The sequence below is a fragment of the Sphingosinicella terrae genome, assembly GCF_003347635.1.
Classification (GTDB): Bacteria; Pseudomonadota; Alphaproteobacteria; order Sphingomonadales; family Sphingomonadaceae; genus Allosphingosinicella; species Allosphingosinicella terrae.
On sequence record NZ_QDFY01000019.1, the window covers coordinates 1 to 19,803 of the forward strand.

Genomic DNA, 19,803 nt, shown 5'->3' on the forward strand with positions numbered 1-19,803 from the left:
CCGGACAGATGGCAGCATCCGACAACGTGCCACGCCCGAAAAACCGCTTGCGCTGTAGGGGGCGTCCACAGATGATGAAATTGACGACCCCCAGGCGTTCTCAAATTCGACGCTGCCGTCGCCGTGGCGACATGGCCCGCATCGCCTTGGCCGACTCAGATGTCCTGCGTGATGCGCCCGTAAAGCTCGGGCCGGCGGTCCCGGAAGAAGCCGAAGGCGGCGCGGTGGCGCTTCACCTGGTCGAGGTCGAGCGTCGCCGTCAGCACGCCCGTCTCGGAGGCGCCGAACTCGGCGAGCATGTCGCCGCGCTCGTCGCAGATGAAGCTGTGGCCGTAGAAGGTCTGGCCGCATTCGTTCCCGATGCGGTTGGCGGCGACGACCGGGACCACGTTCGAGACGGCATGGCCGATCATCGCCCGCCGCCACAGGCGGCTGGTGTCGAGGCCGGGATCGTGCGGCTCGGAGCCGATCGCGGTCGGGTAGAAGAGGATTTCGGCGCCCATCAGCATCAGCGAACGCGCCGTCTCCGGATACCATTGGTCCCAGCAGATGCCGACGCCGAGCGTCGCCTCGGGCGTCGGCCATACCTTGAAGCCGGTATTGCCGGGCCGGAAATAGAATTTTTCCTCATAGCCCGGACCATCCGGGATGTGGCTCTTGCGATAGACCCCCATCACCGCGCCCTTGTCGTCGATCATCGCCAGGCTGTTGTAGAAATGCGGCCCGTCCGCCTCGAAGAAGCTGGTCGGGATGGAGATCGAGAGCTCGGCGGCGAGCGCGCGCATCGCCAGCACGGCCGGATGGCGGTCGGCCGGCCGGGCATTGGCGAACAGCCCCTCATCCTCGGTGCGGCAGAAATAGGGGCCCTCGAACAGCTCCGGCGGCAGCACGACCCTGGCGCCCCGCCCGGCCGCCTCGCGGACCAACTCGGAGACGTTGCGGATATTCTCGTCGATATCGTCGCCGAAGGCGAGCTGCAGCGCGGCGACGGTCAGTTCGGTCATCTCTGGCTCCTATATCCTCCCCCGCCTTTGCGGGGGAGGGGGACCGTGCGAAGCACAGTGGAAGGGGGTTTCCTCCCCCGCCCTTGCGGGGGAGGGGACCGTGCGCAGCACGGTGGAGGGGGACTCCCCCCTATCTCGGCACCTGCTGGCTGATGCAGTGGAAGCTGCCGCCGCCGGTCAGGACATGGTCGGCGCGAAGGCCGACGGCCTTGCGCCCCGGAAACAGGGCGCCGATCAGCTCGACCGCCGCCTCGTCATTGGCCGCCCCGTAGACGGGCACCACCACCGCCGCATTGCCGATGTAGAAGTTCATGTAGGAAGCCGGGATGATTTCGCCATCCCGCTCGATCCGCCCCGGCGAGGGGACGGCTGCGACTTCGACCCCGAACGCCTCGGCGCGGTAGCGGGCATCGTCATAGACGAGGGCGTTGGGATCGGCGCTGCTTTCCGGCACCGGCACCGCGAGCTTTCCCTCGGCGACGAACCGCGCGAGATTGTCGACATGGCCATCGGTATGGTCGTTGGCGAGGCCATTGCCGAGCCAGAGCAGCCGATCGATGCCGAGCTGGGTCCGCAGCCGCTCCTCGATCTCCGCCGCCGACAGGCCCGGATTGCGATTGTGATTCAAGAGGCATTGCTCGGTCGTCACGGCAAGGCCTGTGCCGTCGACGTCGATCGCGCCGCCCTCGAGCACCCAGTCGAACCACTCCGCCTCGAGATCGATCGTCTCGGCGAGCCGCCGCCCCACCGTGTCGTCGCCCTCGAGCTCGTACTTGCCGCCCCAGCCGTTGAAGCGGAAGCCGCGCGCCAGCCGCCGGTCGCTTTGCTTGAGGATGAGCGGCCCGGTGTCCCTCAGCCAGATGTCGCCGAACGGCTCCTGGACGATCGTCGCGAACGGCGCCAGCCGCTTCGCCGCGGCGACCGAATCGGGATCCGCCGCAACCAGTCGGACCTCCTCGCCTCGGCCATCCGCATGCACCGCGGCCGCAAATGCCGCGACCTCCTCGCGCGCCGGCTCCAGATCCTCCACCCACAAATCGGGGTGACTGGGAAAGCCGATCCAGACGCAATCGTGCGGCGCCCATTCGGACGGCTGGCGGGGCGGGGGGATGTCCATGGCGGGCGCCATAGCGGGAAAGCCGGCTCGGCCCAACCGGGCGATTGAGCAGCCCAAACTATTAGAGTAATAGTTCCCCAAAGGAGCTGATCATGGGCAAATATGCGCCGTTGAGCGAGGCGCTCCGGCGCCGCGCTGGCGACGGCTGGAAAGCCACCTTCGCCGAGGTCGAGGCGATCCTCGGTTTTCCGCTCCCTCGGAGCGCAAGGAAGTACCGGGAATGGTGGGCGAATCAGCGCGGCGGCGGCCACAGTCAGGTGAGGGGCTGGCAGGACGCCGGCTGGCACGTTGGCAAGGTCGATATTGAGCGGGAGGAGGTCGAGTTCAGGCGGCTCGGCGCTGGTGTGTCCGGCCGCGTCGCCGAGGGGCAGGCCCCATTCGAGGAAGATCTCTTTGCTCGCGCCGCCGACTATCTCGGCACGGCCGATCGAGAGATTGTCGTCACGGAAGCGTTGAGGGCCCTGTGCGAGCGCGAGGCGGCTCGCCGGCTCGCCCGCCTCGGCGGAACGATGCCCGACCTCGAGCCCGCTCCGCGGCGTCGGCTCTCCTGGTGATCCTCGTCGACAGCTCAGTCTGGATCGATCATTTCCGCGGATCGGACCCTGCCTTTATGACCAGGCTGGAGGCGGGCGAGATCCTCATGCATCCGTTCGTGCTCGGGGAATTGATGCTTGGCAGCGTGCGCGACAGGCCGGCCGTCTTTGCGGAGCTCGCGATGCTTCCAAGAGCCGCGGTCGCGACGCCTGCTGAAGTCCTGACCTTGATCGAGCATCAGTCATTGCATGGCCGCGGCATCGGCTATGTCGACGCAGCCTTGTTGGCAGCGGTCCTGCTCGATCCGGAAGCGCGGCTGTGGACCCGCGATCGCCGCCTCGCGGCCATCGCCGAGGAGTTGTCGCTGAGCGCGCCGGAAGCGGCCTGACGGCCGCTGCCTCGGCGGCCTCTACTGCCCCACCCGCGAGCGGTCCCGGATCGCGCGGAACTCGTCCCCCTCGTTCCAGTTCGGCCAGTCCGAGCTTTCCGCCAGCTCGCGGCCGATCCGGTAGAAGACCCTCAGTTCGCGAAGCGCGCCGGTCCAGTCCCAATCGGGATCATATTCGTCGGCCGGCCCGTGATAGCGGTTGGCGCGATAGTCGGCGGCCCAGGCGTCGCCGGCGGCGCGGCCGCCCTCGATCAGGTCGGGACCCAATTTGGCATAGACCATCGGCACGCCCTGCTTCGCCATGCTGAAATGGTCGGAGCGGTAATAATAGCCGGCCTGCGGCGACGGCTCCGGCGTCAGCGACAGATTCTCCGCCGCGGCGGCGCGCTGGAGATAGGCGTCAAGCTCCGACTTGCCCGCGCCGACGGCGGAGAAGTCGCGGGCATCGCCTTGCATGGAGAGGCTGTCGATGTTGATCCCGCCGGCCGTGCGGGCGAGCGGATAGATCGGGTTGGCGGCGTAATAAGCCGATCCGAGCAGCCCCGATTCCTCGGCGGTGACGGCGAGGAAGACGATCGACCGGTCGGGACGTCCGGCGCGCGCATGGGCCTGCGCCAGCGCCACCAGGGCGGCCGTCCCGGTCGCATTGTCGATCGCGCCATTGCAGATCCGGTCCTCCTGTCCCTCCTCGCGGCAGATGCCGAGATGATCCCAATGGGCGGTGTAGAGGACATATTCGTCCGGCCGCGTGGTGCCCGGCAGGATGCCGACGATGTTGCGCGACTGGGCGGTGCGGATGTCGTTCTCGAGCGTGATCGAGGCGCGCAGGCCGGCGAGCGGAACCGCCCGGAAGCCGCGCTGCTGCGCCGCGCGCGTGAGGGCGTCCAGATCCTGGCCGGCGGCGGCGAGCAGGCGCCGGGCCGCATCATTGGTGAGCCAGCCGTTGGCGGCGGTCTGGTCGGCGCCGGCCGAGGCGGACTGCATGTAGAGCTGCGGTCCGGTCCAGCTGTTCTCGACCACGTTCCAGCCGTAGGCGGCGGGCGCGTCGTCATGGACGATGAACGCCGCGGCGGCGCCCTGTCGCGCCGCTTCCTCATATTTGTAGGTCCAGCGGCCGTAATAGGTCATCGCCCGGCCGTTGAAGGGCCCGTCCAGCGTCGGCGCGCTCCAGTCGGGATCGTTGACCAGGATGATGACGGTCTTGCCGCGCACGTCGAGGCCTTCATAATCGTTCCAGCCGCGCTCCGGGGCGTTGATGCCGTAGCCGACGAAGACGATCTCGCTGTTTGCGACCTCGACCCGCGGCTGCACCCGGTAGCTGGCGGCGACCATGTCGGTGCGATAGTCGAACGCCAGCGGCTGATCCGATCCGGTGACGCGCAGCTGCGGACTGCCTCGGGCGGAGATTTCGACCAGCGGCACCTCCTGATACCAGCTGCCATTGTTGCCGGGCTGGAGGCCGGCACGCTCGAACTCGCGTGCGAGCAGCTCGGCGGTGCGCTCCTCGCCCGCCGTTCCCGGCGCCCGGCCCTCGAACGCGTCGGAGGAGAGTTGCTCGGTTACCCGCTGCAGCATCTGGAGCGGGATTTGCGGCGCCGTGCCGCCGCCGGACGGGGCGGTGGCGCAGCCGGCGAGCACGCCGGCGGCGGCAAGGAGGGCGAGGGCAGATCTGGTCGTCATCTCGGGCTCCGCTTGGGTCCGTGAGGGTGGGGATCGTCGCCTATTGGCAGCGCCGGCGGCTGCCGACAAGCATGGGCGTTTCGGATGTTGCGCCGTGCGGCGACCGTGAATAGCATGGCCGCATCAGGGGGGCTTTCATGTACAAGAGCATGCTATTCGTCGCCGGACTGTTCGTGTCCGGAAGTGCCTTCGCGCAAGCCGCGGCCAATCCGGCCGAACTGTTCGGCGTCCGCGAAAGCGTCGAGCATATCGATATCTCGCCGGACGGTCGCCGGGTCCTGTTCCTTCAGCCGGGCCCGGGTCGTTCCACCATGGTTTTTGTTCACGAGCTGGACGGCGACGGCCAGCCGCGGCTCGTCGCCAATTCCGACGGTGACCCGGAAAGGATGATCTGGTGCAACTTCGCCGGCAATGAAAGGATCGTCTGCCGGGTGATCGCGGTCACCGATTATGACGGGCTGTTGATCTCGATGGGCCGCCTCGTCGCCTTCGACGCCGATGACGGGCAGAACGTCCAGCTGCTCGGGCAGCGCAATTCCTATCACGACGCGCGCCTGCGCCAGTTCGACGGGGCGATCATCGATTGGGTGCCCGACCGCGACGGCATGGTGATGATGAGCCGCGACTATGTGCCCGAGGCGGGCATGACCCACACGCGAATCGCGCGCCGCGCGGACGGCCTGGGCGTGGACATGATCGACGTCCGCAACTTGCGCGCCAGCCGGATCGAGGCGCCGAACGCCCAGGCGAGCTGGTATCTCAGCGACGGCCGCGCCAATGTCCGGATGATGGGCTCGCACGACGTGCGCGGCGCCACCGGGCAGCTCGGCACGCGCACCGACATCTATTACCGCACCGCGGCGGACCGCAGCTGGCGCAGCTTCGGAAGCTACGACGCCGCGACCCGTGAAGGCATGATCCCGCTGGCGGTGGATGCGACCGTGGACAGCGCCTATGTGCTGCAGAAGCTGGACGGGCGCTTCGCCCTCTACCGGGTCAAGCTGGACGGCTCGATGGCGACCGAGCTGGTCTTCGCCCACGATCGGGTGGACGTCGACGATGTCGTCCGGTCGAGCGACGGCGGACGCGTGATCGGCCTCACCTTCGCCGAAGATCGCCGCCGGGTCGTCTATTTCGACGAGGAATATGAGCGGCTGTCGCGCACGCTCGCCCGGGCGATGCCGAACCTGCCGCTGATCGACTTCGGCACCGCCAGCGACGACGGCAACCGCATTCTCGTCCATGCCGGCAGCGACGCCGATCCCGGACGCTATTTCGTACACGACCGGCAGGCGCGGACGCTGAACGAGATCATGCTGGTCCGGCCGCAGCTGGAGAACGTCCCGCTGGCGACGGTGCAGGCGGTCTCCTATCCGTCCGCGGACGGGGTCTCGATCCCGGCCTATCTGACGCTGCCGCCCGGTCAGGAGGCGCGGGGCCTGCCGGCGGTCGTGCTGCCGCACGGAGGCCCCTCGGCGCGGGACGAATGGGGCTTCGACTGGCTCGCCCAATATCTCGCCCATTTGGGCTATGCCGTGCTCCAGCCCAATTATCGCGGGTCCGCCGGCTTCGGCGACCAGTGGCTGCAGCAGAATGGTTTCCGCAGCTGGCGCACCTCGATCGGCGACATCGTCGCCGGCGCGCGCTGGCTCGCCTCGGAAGGAACGGCGGACGCGAACCGGCTCGCGGTCGTGGGCTGGTCCTATGGCGGCTATGCCGCGCTCCAGTCCGGCGTCGTCGAGCCCGGCCTGTTCAAGGCGATCGTCGCCATCGCGCCGGTCACCGACCTCCAGCTCCTCAAGGACGAGGCCCGCGATTTCACCAATTCGCGCAATGTCGCCGAATTCATCGGCAGCGGCCCCCATGTCGCCGAGGGCTCGCCGCTGCGCCGCGCGGCGGCGCTGCAGGCGCCGGTGCTGCTCGTCCATGGCGATCGCGACATCAACGTCTCGATCGATCATTCCCGGCGGATGGATGCGGCGCTCGAGGCGGCGGGCAAGGAGAGCGAGCTGATCGTCTTTCCGGGCCTGGCCCACGATCTCGGCGACTCGTCCGCGCGGACGCAGATGCTGCAGCGGATCGGCAACCTGCTCGGCGAGCGGCTCGCCGCGCGCTGAGCTCCGGCCGCCCAACGAAAAAGGCCCGGGCGCGAGCCCGGGCCTTCTCTTCGCGGTGGCTGGAGCCCCGGATCAGCGCGAGTAGAACTCGACGACCAGGTTGGGCTCCATCCGCACCGGATAGGGGACCTCGTCCAGGGTGGGGACGCGGTTGAAGGTGATCTTGCTGGCGCCGTCCGGCACGACATAGTCGGGGATATCGCGCTCGGCGAGGCCCTGCGCCTCGAGCACCAGCGCCATTTCCTGCGCCTTCGGGCCCAGCTCGATGACGTCGCCGACGCTGATCCGCGCCGAAGCGATGTTGAGCTTGCGGCCGTTGACCCGGATGTGGCCGTGATTGACGAGCTGGCGCGCGGCCCAGATGGTCGGCGCGAACTTGGCGCGATAGACGATCATGTCGAGACGGCGCTCGAGCAGGCCAATGAGGTTCTGCGAGGTGTCGCCCTTCATGCGGCTCGCTTCCTGGAAGGTCCGCTTGAACTGCTTCTCGGTGACATCGCCATAATAGCCCTTCAGCTTCTGCTTGGCGCGCAGCTGAATGCCGAAGTCGGACAGCTTGCCCTTGCGGCGCTGGCCGTGCTGGCCGGGTCCATATTCGCGGCGGTTGACCGGGCTCTTGGGCCGTCCGAAGACGTTCTCGCCCATGCGGCGGTCGAGCTTGTACTTGGCGCTTGAGCGCTTCGACATGATTGACTCCAATTTGCTATCGTCAGGTCCCTGGAGCCGCACCGCCGGACCCGAACGCGACCGGCGCGGCCACCGCTTCACCAGGGGTGCGGGGCCAATTGCGAAGGCGGGCACATGGGAGAGGCGCGGCGCGGAGTCAACCGCTTTCGCTGCCCCGGCGTCGGGAAGCGGACCGGAAACCTCTTGAGATCAGCCGGTTACTCGCCCGGCCACATCCGTCGATTCTGGGCGTCGTCGACGCCCTGCTTGGTCTCGCGCCGGCGCGTCTCCCATTCGGCCCGGGTCAGGCAGACCCGGCGCCGGTTGAGCCGCGATCCAGTCTCGCCGATCCGCTGGCAGATCACCTGGTTGGGATCGTAACCGCTCTGCGTAGCCCCCGTGCCCTGGTTCGCCTGCTGGCCGTAGGCGGCCGCGGCGGTCGCCATGGCTGCTCCCACGAAAAGGACTTTCTTCATCTTGCTCAGCCCCTTGGCGCAGATGTCCGGAAGGCCTTCTGGATGCGTTCCGAAGCCGGAAAAGTCAAGATGTCCGGCCGCCGCGCTTCAGGCGGCGGCAAACCGCGCAAGATCGATCATTCCTCCGCGGGGGAGCGGCGCTTGCGCTGCGCGCGAGGTTCGGCGAGGGCGCGGACGATCCCGCGCAGCGCCTGGACCTCGCGCGTCGACCACCCCGCCTTGGTGAGGATCGTCCGGATGGTGTTCTTGGTCGTCGGAGTCCGGTCGGGCGGGTGGAAATAGTCGGCCGCCTCGAGCGCCCCGTAAAGCTGCTCGATCAGGCCCTCGAGATGCTCGTGCGGCGCCCGCGGCTCGGCGGCATCGCCCTCGGTGGGCACGGCCAGCGCGACATGCTTGGACCATTCGTAGGCGACGAGGATGACCGCCTGGGCGAGGTTGAGGGAGCGGAAATCCGGATTGACCGGCACGGTGACGATCCGCCCCGCCAGCGCGACCTCGTCCGTCTCCAGCCCGGACCGCTCCGCCCCGAAGAGGATTGCCGACGGGCCGTCATGGCCATGTATCTCCCGCGCCGCCTCCTCCGGCGACACCACGGGGATGACGAGACCGCGCTTGCGCACCGTCGTCGCGAACACGAACGGGCAGTCGGCGACCGCTTCGGCGACGCTGCCGAACACTCGCGCCCGCTCCAGCACGAGGTCCGCCCCGGAAGCGGCCGGCCCCGCGGCCGGATTGGGCCAGCCGTCGCGCGGGCTGACCAGCCTCAGGTCGGTCAGCCCGAAATTGAGCATCGCCCGCGCCGCCTTGCCGATATTCTCGCCGAGCTGCGGGCGAACGAGGACGATGGCAGGCGGGGGAGCCTTCGATGCCGCCCCCTTCCGCTCGTCCCGAGCAGCGGTTGAGCTTGCCGATGCCGCGTATCGAAGGATCGGCTTTTTCGCGAGCTGACTGATCATGTCCCGGTCGCCTCTGATGAGGGCCTCCTTCTTGGCGCGGCTCCATCCCTTCACCTGCCGCTCGGCAGCGAAGGCCTCGTCGCGGGAGGGGAAGGTCTCGGACCAGACAATCGCGACCGGTCGGCGCTTCTCCGTGTAGCCCCGAATTTCTCCTCTCTGATGCTGCGACAGGCGCAGATCGAGATCGTCCGTGTGGCCGGTATAGTAGCTGCCGTCGGAGCAGCGGAGCATGTAGGTGTAGAAGGCCAAAAGGCGGTCCTTCGATACGGGGCCCTTCGACGCCGCCTGCGGCGGCGCTCAGGACAGGCTTCGACAGGCTCAGCCCCTACTCAGGATGAGCGGAGGAGAGAAGCGGCGAGCTCGAACGGCGGAAGGCCTATCCGTCCCCCACGGTCCCGGCGAACTGCTCGAAATCGCGCGCCTCGCGGAAGTCCTTGTAGACCGAGGCGAAGCGTATGTAGGCGACCGGGTCGAGCGCCTTCAGCCCTTCCATCACCATCTCGCCGATCCGGCTCGACGGCAGCTCGCTTTCGCCGCTCGTCTCGAGCTGGCGCTGGATCGAGGAAGCGAGCCGCTCGATCCGTTCGGGCGCAACCGGGCGCTTGCGGCAGGCGATGGCAATCGAGCGTTCGAGCTTGGTGCGGTCGAACGGCTCGCGGCGATTCTCCGATTTGACGACGATCAGGTCGCGCAGCTGCACCCGCTCGAAGGTGGTGAAGCGGGCGCCGCAATCCTCGCATTGCCGGCGCCGGCGGATGGATGAGCCGTCCTCGGTGGGACGGCTGTCCTTCACCTGGCTGTTCTCATGGGCGCAGAAGGGACAGCGCATCAGCCCTCGTAGATCGGGAAGCGGGCGCACAGGCCGCGGACGCGCTCGCGCACGCCGGCCTCGACCGGCTGATTGCCGTCATGGCCGTTGGCGCGAATGCCCTCGAGCACGTCGGCGATCATGTCGGCAATGTCCCGGAACTCGGCGACGCCGAAGCCGCGGGTCGTCCCGGCCGGCGATCCCACCCGGATGCCGCTCGTCTTCATCGGCGGCAGCGGGTCGAACGGCACCGCATTCTTGTTGCAGGTGATGCGCGCCCGCTCCAGCGCCTCGTCGGCATCCTTGCCGGTGATGCCGATCGGGGTGAGGTCGACCAGCGCGAGATGGGTGTCGGTGCCGCCGGCAACGAGATCGGCGCCGCGCTCCTTCAATCGGCCGGCCAGCGCCTTCGAATTGGCGAGCACGGCGCGGGCATAGGATTTGAACTCGGGCTGCAGCGCCTCGCCGAAGGCGACCGCCTTGGCGGCGATGACGTGCATCAGCGGTCCGCCCTGGAGGCCCGGGAACACGGCCGAGTTGATCTTCTTGGCGATCTCCTCGTCGTCGGTCAGCACCATGCCGCCGCGCGGCCCGCGCAGCGTCTTGTGGGTGGTGGTGGTGACGACATGGGCGTGGCCGAAAGGCGTCGGATGCTCGCCCGCGGCGACCAGGCCGGCGAAATGGGCCATGTCGACCATGAACAGGGCGCCGACCTCGTCGGCGATGGCGCGGAAGCGGGCGAAGTCGATGTGGCGCGGATAGGCCGAGCCGCCGGTGATGATCAGCTTCGGCCGGTGCTCCTTGGCGAGACGCTCGACCTCGTCGAAGTCGATGAGATGATCGTCGCGGCGGACGCCATATTGCACCGCCTTGAACCACTTGCCCGACATGGCCGGGCGAGCGCCGTGGGTGAGGTGACCGCCGGCGTCGAGCGAGAGGCCCATGATGGTGTCGCCGGGGCTGGTGAGCGCGAGCATGACCGCGCCATTGGCCTGGGCGCCGCTATGCGGCTGAACGTTGACGAAGCCGCAGCCGAACAGCTGCTTGGCCCGCTCGATCGCAAGATTCTCCACCGAGTCGGACGGCGCGCAGCCCTGATAATAGCGCCGGCCCGGATAGCCCTCGGCATATTTGTTGGTGAGTACCGAGCCTTGCGCCTCGAGGACGGCGCGCGAGACGATGTTCTCCGAGGCGATCAGCTCGATCTGGTTCTGCTGGCGGTCGAGCTCGGCGGCGATGGCATCGGCGACGGCGCCGTCGGCCTCCCGCAATGTTTCTGTGAAGAAGCCGTCGGGCTGGACGTCGCTGAGGGGGCGGCTGCTCATGCGGGTTCCTTGGCGAAATGGGGGTTGGAGAGCTTGTCGACGCGGCGCTGGTGGCGGCCGCCGCCGAACGGCGTGTCGAGGAAGGCGTCGACGCAGGCCTTGGCCATTTCCGGGCCGATCAGCCGCGCGCCGAGCGCCACGACATTGGCGTCGTTATGCTCGCGGGCGAGGCGGGCCGAGAGCGGCTCCGAGACCAGGGCGCAGCGGCAGGCGGGGTGGCGATTGACCGAGATCGAGATGCCGATGCCCGAGCCGCACAGGGCGACGCCGCGGCTGGCCTCGCCGGAAGCGACCGCCTCGGCGATCTTGTAGCCGTAATCGGGATAGTCGACCGAATCGATCCCGCCGGGGCCGAGATCGACGACATCGTGGCCGCCGGCCTGGAGATGGACGACGAGCATCGCCTTCATCTCCACCGCCGCATGATCGGAAGCGATGACGATCCGTTCGCCCACGCCGAGTCTCCGCTGTTGGAATTCACGCTTTCCCTAGGGGAGCCGCCCGGGATTCGCCACTGCATATTGCGCTTGCAGCCCCACCCCGACTCATCCTGAGCAGCGGCCGGGCCGGGCCGGGGAGGGCGGGGGAGAGCAGGAACAGGCGAAAGGACGAGCCCAGAAGCTTAAGAAATGGGTCTTACGGTGTCTGCCTCGGACAAAGCAGGGGACGCTGGGTTGGTGGTCGCAAATGTCCAGTGGGCCATAGGGGCTGCGCCGGCAGACTACGGCCTCATCATCGATCCGCCTCCCACGAGCCTGTGGGCCGCTGCGGTCGGGTTTGCTGTCGTCGCGCTGTTGGTCTTCATCGTGCCCTTCCATCTCGGCGGTGCATGGGCCTCGCGGGTGAAGGATGGTCGGGCGATCAGTTCGCCGGGAGCGCGGTCAGGCGCGGGATGGGCTAGTCTCGTCTGGGCTTGCGCGGTCGTGTCCATTGTCGCCGAAGACGGCGTGAAGGGGCATTTGGCGTGGCTGGCAGCGATGCTCTATCTCACAGCATTTCTCAGTCTCCGGTCGGGATGGCGCGCCAAGTTTGCCGAAGCTCCGGAATTGTCGGCTTATGCGGGCATGGTACTTGGTCTGGGCAGCGCCGTCCTCTCCATGGGGCTCGGCTGGTCCTGGCCGCTCATTCTCGGCCTGTCGCTGTGGATGGTTGTCGTACTCGATCTTGCGGTCCATTCGGATGAGCGCGTGCCGGCCTGGTGGATCCGGTGGCAGGTCGCCTTTGTCCTTGTCGCCGTTCCTGCCAGTCTCGTCATGAGTTCCAGCGGTCCGGATTGGATCGGGTGATCGTCGGCATCGCGACAATGGCGCGATGTAGGCAGAGGCGATTGATGCCCCGCGGCCTGCGGATTCCCGCGCCTGAGCGAGGGCCATGAAACCGCACTATCCCAATCGCGACGATTCATGCCCGTCGGGGCTCGGCGGATCCTGTGCCTGAAAGGGGCAGCGCGGGGGCGACGTAAACGCAGGGCCCGCGGGATGAACCGATTGTCGGCCGGGGCGACTCAGGCCGCCAGCCGCATCTCCAACCGGTCCCAGATCTCGACGAGGGCGTCGGCGAGCTCGCGCATCATCGCCTCGTCATGGGCGGGGCCGGGCGTGAAGCGCAGCCGCTCGGTGCCGCGCGGGACCGTCGGATAATTGATCGGCTGGACGTAGACGCCATATTCGGCGAGCAGGATGTCGCTGATCCGCTTGGCCTTGACCGGGTCGCCGACCAGCAGCGGCACGATGTGCGTGGTCGAGGGCATGACCGGCAAGTTCGCGTCGGCGAAGATCGCCTTCAGCTTTGCCGCCGAGGCCTGCTGCGACTCGCGTTCCGCCGAGCTCTGCTTGAGATGGCGAACGCTGGCGAGCGCGCCTGCGACCAGCACGGGCGAGAGCGAGGTAGTGAAGATGAAGCCCGGCGCATAGCTGCGGACCACGTCGACGATATTCTTGTCCGCCGAGATATAGCCGCCCATCACGCCGAACGCCTTGCCGAGCGTTCCCTCGATGATGCTGAGGCGGTGGGCGACCTGATCGCGCTCCGAGATGCCGCCGCCGCGCGCGCCGTACATGCCCACGGCATGGACTTCGTCGAGATAGGTCAGCGCCTCATATTTGTCGGCCAGGTCGCAGATCGCGGCGATCGGCGCGACGTCGCCGTCCATCGAATAGACGCTCTCGAAGGCGATCAGCTTGGGTGCGTCGTCAGGCGCCTCGGCGAGCAATTGCTCGAGATGCTCCAGATCGTTGTGCCGGAACACGCGCTTCTCACAGCCGGAATTGCGGATTCCGGCGATCATCGAGGCGTGGTTGAGCGCGTCGGAGAAGATGATGCAGCCGGGAAGCAGCTTGCCGATGGTCGACAGCGCCGCCTCGTTGGAGATGTAGCCGGAGGTGAAGAGGAGGGCGGCTTCCTTGCCGTGCAGATCGGCGAGCTCGGCTTCGAGGTCGATATGATAATGGGTGTTGCCGCTGATGTTGCGGGTACCGCCGGAGCCGGCGCCGACATCGTGCAGCGCCTCCTCCATCGCCTCGATCACCTTGGGATGCTGGCCCATGGCGAGATAGTCGTTTGAGCACCACACGGTGATCGGCTTCGGCCCGTTATGGCCGGCGAAGCAGCGCGCGTTGGGGAAGGCGCCCTTGTTGCGCAGGATATCTATGAACACGCGATAGCGGCCCTCGGCGTGAAGCCGCTCGATCGCCTCCGCAAAGATGCGTTGATAGTCCAAAGCCCTCGTCCCCGTTGCTCGCCGGCCAATATAGGATTTACCCCGTAGAGCGCCAGAGGAAATGCTCGCAAGAGCGGGATTCCCTGCGCTCGGATCGCCGAGGCGGAGAAAGGTTCCCGTCAGCGCTGCAGCGTCTCGATCCGGCAGAGCCCGAATCGGGCAAGGCCGAGGCGGAAGGTCTCCGCCTCCGGAGCGGGCCCGGTGAACAGGGCGATTCCTTCTCCGGCCGTCTCCGGCCAGCCTTCGTCCCGCATCAGCCAGGCGGTGCGGCGGGCGATGCCGGCATTGCCGTCGACGAATGCGATCGGCCGCGGCGCCGCCGCCTCGAGCTCCGGCTGAACCAGGGGGAAATGGGTGCATGCGAGGACGATCGTGTCTATCGCCTCGCCGCCCGCCTGCCCCAGCAGGCCTTCGAGGATCCGGCGGTAGGCGGAAAGCTCGCCCGTCTCGCCGCGCAGCTTGGCCTCCGCCAGTTCGACCAGCTCGGCCGAGCCGTGGCGCAGGACCGTGCAATCCGCGGCGAAGTCGGCGGCCAAGCGGTCGACATAGGGCTGGACGACCGTCGCTGGCGTCCCCAGCACCCCGATCGACCGGGTCCTCGACAGCGCCGCCGCCGGCTTGATGGCCGGCACGGTGCCGACGATGGGAAGATCGAGGGCCGCCCGGACCGCGTCGAGAGCGATGGTCGAGGCGGTATTGCAGGCGATGACGATCAGCCGCGGATCGTAGCGCTCGACGAGCCGGCCGAGCAAAGCGGGTACCCGCGCCTCGATCTCGGCCGCCTTCCTCGTGCCATAGGGAAAGCCGGCGCTGTCGGCGGCATAGACGATCGGCGCCTGCGGGAGCAGCGTCCGGATCCCCTCGAGGACGGAGAGGCCGCCGACGCCGGAATCGAAGACGAGCAGGGGCGCGGAGGGGTGCATCCGCGCGCCTGTAGCCCCCCGGCCGGGACCCGGCAAACGCAGTTGCACGGCCTCGGAGCAGCGCTTAACCAAGCCCGACAGGGGACCGAAGATCATCGCCGACTCTCTCGCCGCCACCTTGCTCGCGCTCCTTCTCGGCTATGGGCTGGGATCGATCCCGTTCGGCCTTGTCCTCACCCGCATTGCCGGGCTCGGCGACGTCCGCGCCATCGGCTCGGGCAATATCGGCGCCACCAACGTCTTGCGGACCGGGCGCAAGGGGCTCGCTGCCGCCACCTTGATCCTCGATGCCGCCAAGGGCGCCGCCGCCGTGCTCGTCGCCGCCGCGCTCTGGCCGGAAGCGCCGCCGCTTGCCGCCATCGCCGGGCTCGGTGCCTTTCTCGGCCATCTCTACCCGGTCTGGCTCCGCTTCAGCGGCGGCAAGGGCGTGGCGACCCTGATCGGAATCGTCGCCGCGTTGCACTGGCCGGCCGCCTTCGTCTTTGCCGGCGTCTGGATCCTCATGCTCCTGGCGACGCGCTATTCGTCCGTGGCCGGAATGAGTGCCGCCGTCGCCGCGCCGGTCGCGGCGTGGCTGCTCGGCCGGGCGGACCTTGCCCCGCTCCTTGCCGGGCTGGCCGCGCTCGTCATCTGGAAGCACCGCGCCAACGTCCGCCGACTCGCGGCCGGCACGGAGCCCAGGGTCGGGAGCGGCGGCCGCTGAGATGCCGGCGAATGCGGATCAGATCGCGCGGCTTCGCCTGATCCGCTCCGAACAGATTGGCCCCGTCACCTTCGCCCAATTGCTCGCCCGGTTCGGCTCGGCCCAGGCGGCGCTGGACGCGGTACCGGAGCTGGCGGCGAGGGGCGGCGGCGCAACGCCGCGCCTCGCCACGCGCGAGCAGGTGGAGCGCGAGGTCGAGCGGGTGGACCGGCTCGGCGCCTATTACCTGTTCCTCGGCGAACCGAATTATCCGCCGCTGCTCGCCGAGACGGAGAGCGCGCCGCCGGTGCTCGTCGCGATGGGCGCCCCTTCGCTGGCGGCGCGGCAGACGGTGGCGATGGTCGGCGCCCGCAACGCCTCCGCCGCCGCCTGCCGCTTCGCCCGCCAGCTGGCATGGCAGCTCGGCGAGGCCAAGGCGGTCGTCGCTTCCGGACTGGCGCGGGGCGTCGACACCGCCGCGCACGAAGGCTCGATCGAGACCGGGACGATCGCCGTCGTCGCCGGCGGGATCGACATCTTCTATCCTCCGGAGAATGAGGGGCGGCAGCGCGCCATCGCCGAGCGCGGCCTGCTCCTCGCGGAGCAGCCGCCCGGCCTGGAGCCGCGGGCACGCCATTTTCCCTATCGCAACCGGATCATCGCCGGGATCGCCGCCGGAACGGTCGTCGTCGAAGCGGCGCCCAAGTCCGGCTCGCTCATCACCGCCCGACAGGCGGCCGAATTCGGGCGCGAGGTGATGGCGGTCCCGGGATCGCCGCTCGATCCGCGGGCGCAGGGCTGCAACCTCCTCATCCGCGAGGGGGCCACCTTGATCCAGTCGGCGGAGGACGTGCTCGAGGCGCTCCGGCCGCTCCGGCTGGGGGTGCGCCAGGAGAGGTCGCCCTACCGTCCGGCGCCAGCCGGCTGTGATCCCGACGATTTCGCGCGGCGATCGGTCGCCGATCTGCTCGGTCCGACCCCGGTCGCCGTCGACGAGATCGTCCGTCAGTCCGGCCTGACCGCCTCGGTGGTGCAGTCGGTCCTGCTGGAGCTCGAGCTGGCGGGCCGCCTCGAGCGTCATGCCGGAGGCCGGGTCAGCGCCCCTTGAGCCCGAGGCGCGGGAGATTGGCATATACGCGCCGCACGGCCGGGGCCGCCGGCACGGTCAGCGGCCTGGCCGCTCGGTATCGCGACAGGGCGAATCGGAGCTTGCCGCATCGCAAAGCACCGCCGATTCGAGATGGCGCTCCGCCCAGCCGGCCTCCGCAGCGGACGGCACGTGCCGGAAGGCGACCTGCAGCACGTGCAGGTCGGCGGCGCTGGCGAAAGCCCGCAACAGGAATGTTTCCGGCTTTGCGGTCGCGGGATTGAGCGGGCAATCGACGCGGAAGGCGACCTCGCGATGATCCGGATGCCGCGAAAAGAGCGGCGCGCTCGTCCTCGCGCCCGGGCAGGCATTGGCAAGCCCGGAGACGAACCCATTCACCCATTGATCCAGGCTCACGCCCCGCGCGATCGCGCCGGCAAAACGCTGGGTCGTCACCATCTGCGACCAGTCCTGCACCGTCTCGCCGGGCGGTATGCGCTCGACGATCGACGTGCCGCCTTGTTCGCGCTGGAAGCCGACGACGAGTTCGGGCAGCGGCGACTGGTAGAGCCATTCGTCCGCGCCCTGCGCTCGGGCCGGCGCGGTTACAAATGCGGCAAGGCCCAATATCCAGACCGGTATGATCTTCATGGCGTCCCCCGCTCCCTCAGACTAAGCGCAGCGCGAATCAATGAGGCTTGCGAGCAGGCTTGACGTCTCCGGCAGGTGCTCACCACCCTATACGCGTACGCGTGAAAGGTAGACATGAAACTCGTCGTCGTCGAATCGCCCGCCAAGGCCAAGACCATCGAGAAATATCTCGGCGGCGGCTATCGCGTCCTCGCCTCCTACGGCCACGTCCGCGATCTGCCGGCCAAGGACGGCTCGGTCGATCCCGACGCCGATTTCGCGATGGAATGGGAGACCTATGCCGACAAGTCGCGCCAGCTGAAGGCGATCTCGGACGAGGCGAAGAAGGCGGACGCGCTCATCCTCGCCACCGACCCCGACCGCGAGGGCGAGGCGATCAGCTGGCACGTCCAGGAAGTGCTGCAGAAGCGCAAGTCGCTGCCCGCGCAGGTGGAGCGGGTGACGTTCAACGCGATCACCAAGTCGGCCGTGACCGAGGCGATGAAGCGCCCGCGCGGCCTCGACGAGGACCTGATCGATGCCTACCGCGCCCGCCGGGCGCTCGACTATCTGGTGGGCTTCACCTTGTCGCCGGTGCTGTGGCGCAAGCTGCCGGGCGCCAAGTCGGCGGGCCGGGTCCAGTCGGTCGCTCTGCGCCTGATCGTCGATCGCGAGCGCGAGATCGAGCTGTTCCGGAGCCAGGAATATTGGAGCGTCGCCGCCTCGATGGAGGCGGACGGCACCGAGTTCCTCGCCCGCCTCGTCCGCTACAATGGCGACAAGATCGACCGGCTGACGATCGGCGACCAGGGCACCGCCGAGGCGGCGAAGCGCGCCGTCGAGCAGGGGCGCTTCACCGTCGCCTCGGTCGAGACCAAGCCGCTCACCCGCAATCCGCCGCCGCCCTTCACCACCTCGACGCTGCAGCAGGAGGCGGCCCGCAAGCTCGGCCTCGCCGCGGCGCGGACGATGCGGCTCGCCCAGGACCTCTACGAGGACGGTGCGATCACCTACATGCGGACCGACGGCGTCCAGATGGCGCCCGAGGCGATTTCGGCGGCTCGCCGCGCCGTCGCCGACCGCTACGACTCGGGCTATGTGCCGGACAAGCCGCGCCATTACGAGACCAAGGCGAAGAATGCGCAGGAGGCGCACGAGGCGATTCGGCCGACCGATTTCTCCCGCGACCGGGCCGGCTCCGGCGACCATGCCCGGCTCTACGAGCTGATCTGGAAGCGGGCGCTGGCGAGCCAGATGGCCTCGGCAAGGCTCGAGCGCACGACGGCCGAGCTGGTCGACGGCACCGGCCAGCATGCGCTGCGCGCGACCGGCCAGGTCGTCCTCTTCCCCGGCTTCCTTGCCCTCTACGAGGAGGGCCGGGACGACGAGAATGACGAGGAGGCCCGCCGTCTCCCGCGGCTTCGCGAGGGCGACCGGCCGCACATGAAGTCGGTCCATGCCGAGCAGCATTTCACTCAGCCGCCGCCGCGTTATTCCGAGGCGAGCCTAGTCAAGAAGATGGAGGAGCTCGGCATCGGCCGGCCGTCCACCTACGCGTCGACAATTCAGACTCTGAAGGACCGGGAATATGTCCGCGCCGAGAAGAACCGGCTGATCCCGGAGGAGAGCGGCCGGCTGCTGACCGCCTTCCTCGAGCGCTTCTTCGAACGCTACGTCTCCTATGACTTCACCGCCCATCTCGAGGACGAGCTCGACGAGATTTCGGGCGGCCGGATGGAGTGGCGGCGGGTGCTCGAGGCCTTCTGGCGCGACTTCAAGCCGAAGACCGCGGAGATCATGGAGCAGAAGCCCTCCGACATCACCGCCGCGCTCGACGACTTCCTCGCGCCCTGGCTGTTTCCGGACAAGGGGGACGGCAGCGATCCGCGGCTCTGCCCGGCCTGCGGCGAGGGCCGGCTCGGGCTGCGCGGGGGCCGCTTCGGCGCCTTCGTCGCCTGCTCCAACTATCCCGATTGCAAATATACGCGGCGCTTCGGTGCCGAGGGCGCGAGCGACGACAGCGGCCCGCAAGGGCTGGGCGAGGATCCGGAGACGGGGCTGCCGGTCACGCTGAGATCCGGCCGCTTCGGCCCCTATGTCCAGCTCGGCGACGGCAAGGAAGCCAAGCGCTCTTCGCTGCCCAAGGACGTCCCGCAAGACTCGCTCGATCTCGAGCTGGCGCTGAAGCTGCTGGCGCTGCCTCGGACGGTCGGTCTGCACCCGGAAAGCGGAAAGGAGATCACCGCGAGCCTTGGCCGCTACGGCCCCTATCTCGCCCATGACGGCAAGTATGCGAAGCTCGCCTCGACGGCCGAGATATTCGAGGTCGGCATGAATGCCGCGGTGGCCAAGCTCGCCGACGCCGCGGCTGGCGGCGGCCGCGCCCGCGGCTCGCGCGAGCCGCTCAAGGTGCTCGGCGCCCACCCCCGGACCGAGCTCGAGATCAAGCTGATGGAAGGCCGCTTCGGTCCCTACGTCACCGACGGAACGACCAATGCGACGCTGCCGCGCACGGTCTCACCCGAGGCGCTGACCCTCGAGGAGGCGGCGCAGCTCATCGATGCCCGCGCCGAGCGCGGGCCGGCCAAGAAAAAGGGGCGGCGCGCCCCGGCCAAATCCTCGGCCAAGAAGAAGAAACCGTAATAGCCGAAGGCCTTGGTTGACGCCGGATTTACCCCATCCACTGCAACG

Annotated in this window: 19 protein-coding genes; 7 read left to right on the forward strand and 12 right to left on the reverse strand. The window is 68.4% G+C overall.

The annotated features are described in order from the left end of the window. Positions 1–155: 155 nt before the first annotated feature. Entirely contained in the window at positions 156–1,004 is an 849-nt protein-coding gene (gene aguB, locus DDE10_RS21600; RefSeq protein ID WP_114954884.1) for an N-carbamoylputrescine amidase, read from the reverse strand. Positions 1,005–1,134: 130 nt separating this feature from the next. Next, positions 1,135–2,121 carry an agmatine deiminase family protein gene (locus tag DDE10_RS21605; RefSeq protein WP_284734818.1) on the reverse strand — a complete coding sequence of 329 codons (987 nt, stop codon included), beginning with the start codon at positions 2,119–2,121 and terminating at the stop codon, positions 1,135–1,137. Positions 2,122–2,213: 92 nt separating this feature from the next. On the opposite strand from DDE10_RS21605, the gene DDE10_RS23970 reads away from it, so the two are divergent. Both DDE10_RS23970 and DDE10_RS21615 read left to right on the forward strand, forming a co-directional pair. Continuing rightward, positions 2,214–2,675, forward strand: coding sequence for a DUF7662 domain-containing protein (locus tag DDE10_RS23970; protein ID WP_284734819.1), 462 nt, complete (start codon positions 2,214–2,216; stop codon positions 2,673–2,675). After that, entirely contained in the window at positions 2,672–3,043 is a 372-nt protein-coding gene (locus tag DDE10_RS21615; RefSeq protein ID WP_114954885.1) for a PIN domain-containing protein, read from the forward strand. Before DDE10_RS23970 ends, DDE10_RS21615 begins: the two co-directional genes overlap by 4 nt. 21 nt (positions 3,044–3,064) lie before the next feature. Here the strand turns inward: DDE10_RS21615 and DDE10_RS21620 are convergent, their stop codons facing one another. After that, the gene (locus DDE10_RS21620) at positions 3,065–4,723 is read right to left on the reverse strand and encodes a M28 family metallopeptidase (RefSeq protein WP_114954886.1); all 1,659 of its coding nucleotides are present in this window, start codon (positions 4,721–4,723) and stop codon (positions 3,065–3,067) included. 137 nt (positions 4,724–4,860) lie between these two features. Here DDE10_RS21620 and DDE10_RS21625 point away from each other — a divergent pair, with 137 nt between their 5' ends. Next, positions 4,861–6,840 (forward strand): alpha/beta hydrolase family protein, encoded by a 1,980-nt coding sequence (locus DDE10_RS21625; protein ID WP_114954887.1) that lies wholly within the window; start codon positions 4,861–4,863, stop codon positions 6,838–6,840. A gap of 72 nt (positions 6,841–6,912) precedes the next feature. Here DDE10_RS21625 and rpsD read toward each other — a convergent pair whose 3' ends face one another. The 6 genes from rpsD to rpiB all read right to left on the reverse strand — a co-directional run bounded on the left by rpsD (position 6,913) and on the right by rpiB (position 11,526). Beyond that, entirely contained in the window at positions 6,913–7,527 is a 615-nt protein-coding gene (gene rpsD / locus DDE10_RS21630) for a 30S ribosomal protein S4 (RefSeq protein WP_114954888.1), read from the reverse strand. A 197-nt stretch (positions 7,528–7,724) separates the two neighbouring features. Continuing rightward, positions 7,725–7,952, reverse strand: coding sequence for a hypothetical protein (locus DDE10_RS21635; RefSeq protein ID WP_114954889.1), 228 nt, complete (start codon positions 7,950–7,952; stop codon positions 7,725–7,727). A 146-nt stretch (positions 7,953–8,098) separates the two neighbouring features. Beyond that, complete coding sequence (locus DDE10_RS21640) at positions 8,099–9,187, reverse strand: TrmH family RNA methyltransferase (protein ID WP_114954890.1); 1,089 nt, start codon at positions 9,185–9,187, stop codon at positions 8,099–8,101. 127 nt (positions 9,188–9,314) lie between these two features. Continuing rightward, a complete protein-coding gene (gene nrdR, locus DDE10_RS21645) occupies positions 9,315–9,767 on the reverse strand; it encodes a transcriptional regulator NrdR (RefSeq protein ID WP_114954891.1) in 453 nt (150 codons plus the stop codon). Continuing rightward, complete coding sequence (glyA, locus tag DDE10_RS21650; protein WP_114954892.1) at positions 9,767–11,071, reverse strand: serine hydroxymethyltransferase; 1,305 nt, start codon at positions 11,069–11,071, stop codon at positions 9,767–9,769. The genes nrdR and glyA overlap by 1 nt, the downstream gene beginning before the upstream one ends. Next, positions 11,068–11,526, reverse strand: coding sequence for a ribose 5-phosphate isomerase B (gene rpiB / locus DDE10_RS21655; RefSeq protein WP_114954893.1), 459 nt, complete (start codon positions 11,524–11,526; stop codon positions 11,068–11,070). The genes glyA and rpiB overlap by 4 nt, the downstream gene beginning before the upstream one ends. Positions 11,527–11,745: 219 nt before the next feature. Between rpiB and DDE10_RS21660 the strand changes: the two genes are divergently transcribed. After that, positions 11,746–12,357 (forward strand): hypothetical protein, encoded by a 612-nt coding sequence (locus tag DDE10_RS21660; protein ID WP_162806782.1) that lies wholly within the window; start codon positions 11,746–11,748, stop codon positions 12,355–12,357. A gap of 218 nt (positions 12,358–12,575) precedes the next feature. Here DDE10_RS21660 and hemA read toward each other — a convergent pair whose 3' ends face one another. Further along, positions 12,576–13,790, reverse strand: coding sequence for a 5-aminolevulinate synthase (hemA, locus tag DDE10_RS21665; protein ID WP_114954895.1), 1,215 nt, complete (start codon positions 13,788–13,790; stop codon positions 12,576–12,578). Between the two features lie 119 nt (positions 13,791–13,909). Next, positions 13,910–14,713 carry a glutamate racemase gene (gene murI, locus DDE10_RS21670; RefSeq protein WP_114954896.1) on the reverse strand — a complete coding sequence of 268 codons (804 nt, stop codon included), beginning with the start codon at positions 14,711–14,713 and terminating at the stop codon, positions 13,910–13,912. A 118-nt stretch (positions 14,714–14,831) separates the two neighbouring features. Between murI and plsY the strand changes: the two genes are divergently transcribed. Both plsY and dprA read left to right on the forward strand, forming a co-directional pair. Then, positions 14,832–15,416: a glycerol-3-phosphate 1-O-acyltransferase PlsY gene (plsY, locus tag DDE10_RS21675; RefSeq protein WP_284734820.1), complete on the forward strand. Its 585-nt coding sequence runs from the start codon at positions 14,832–14,834 to the stop codon at positions 15,414–15,416. 1 nt (position 15,417) lies between these two features. After that, positions 15,418–16,503, forward strand: a complete 1,086-nt coding sequence (gene dprA, locus DDE10_RS21680; protein WP_114954898.1) for a DNA-processing protein DprA — start codon at positions 15,418–15,420, stop codon at positions 16,501–16,503. A 57-nt stretch (positions 16,504–16,560) separates the two neighbouring features. On the opposite strand, the gene DDE10_RS21685 is transcribed toward dprA, so the two are convergent. Further along, a complete protein-coding gene (locus tag DDE10_RS21685) occupies positions 16,561–17,133 on the reverse strand; it encodes a hypothetical protein (protein ID WP_114954899.1) in 573 nt (190 codons plus the stop codon). A gap of 114 nt (positions 17,134–17,247) precedes the next feature. Between DDE10_RS21685 and topA the strand changes: the two genes are divergently transcribed. Next, complete coding sequence (gene topA, locus DDE10_RS21690) at positions 17,248–19,755, forward strand: type I DNA topoisomerase (RefSeq protein WP_114954900.1); 2,508 nt, start codon at positions 17,248–17,250, stop codon at positions 19,753–19,755. Positions 19,756–19,803: the final 48 nt, after the last annotated feature.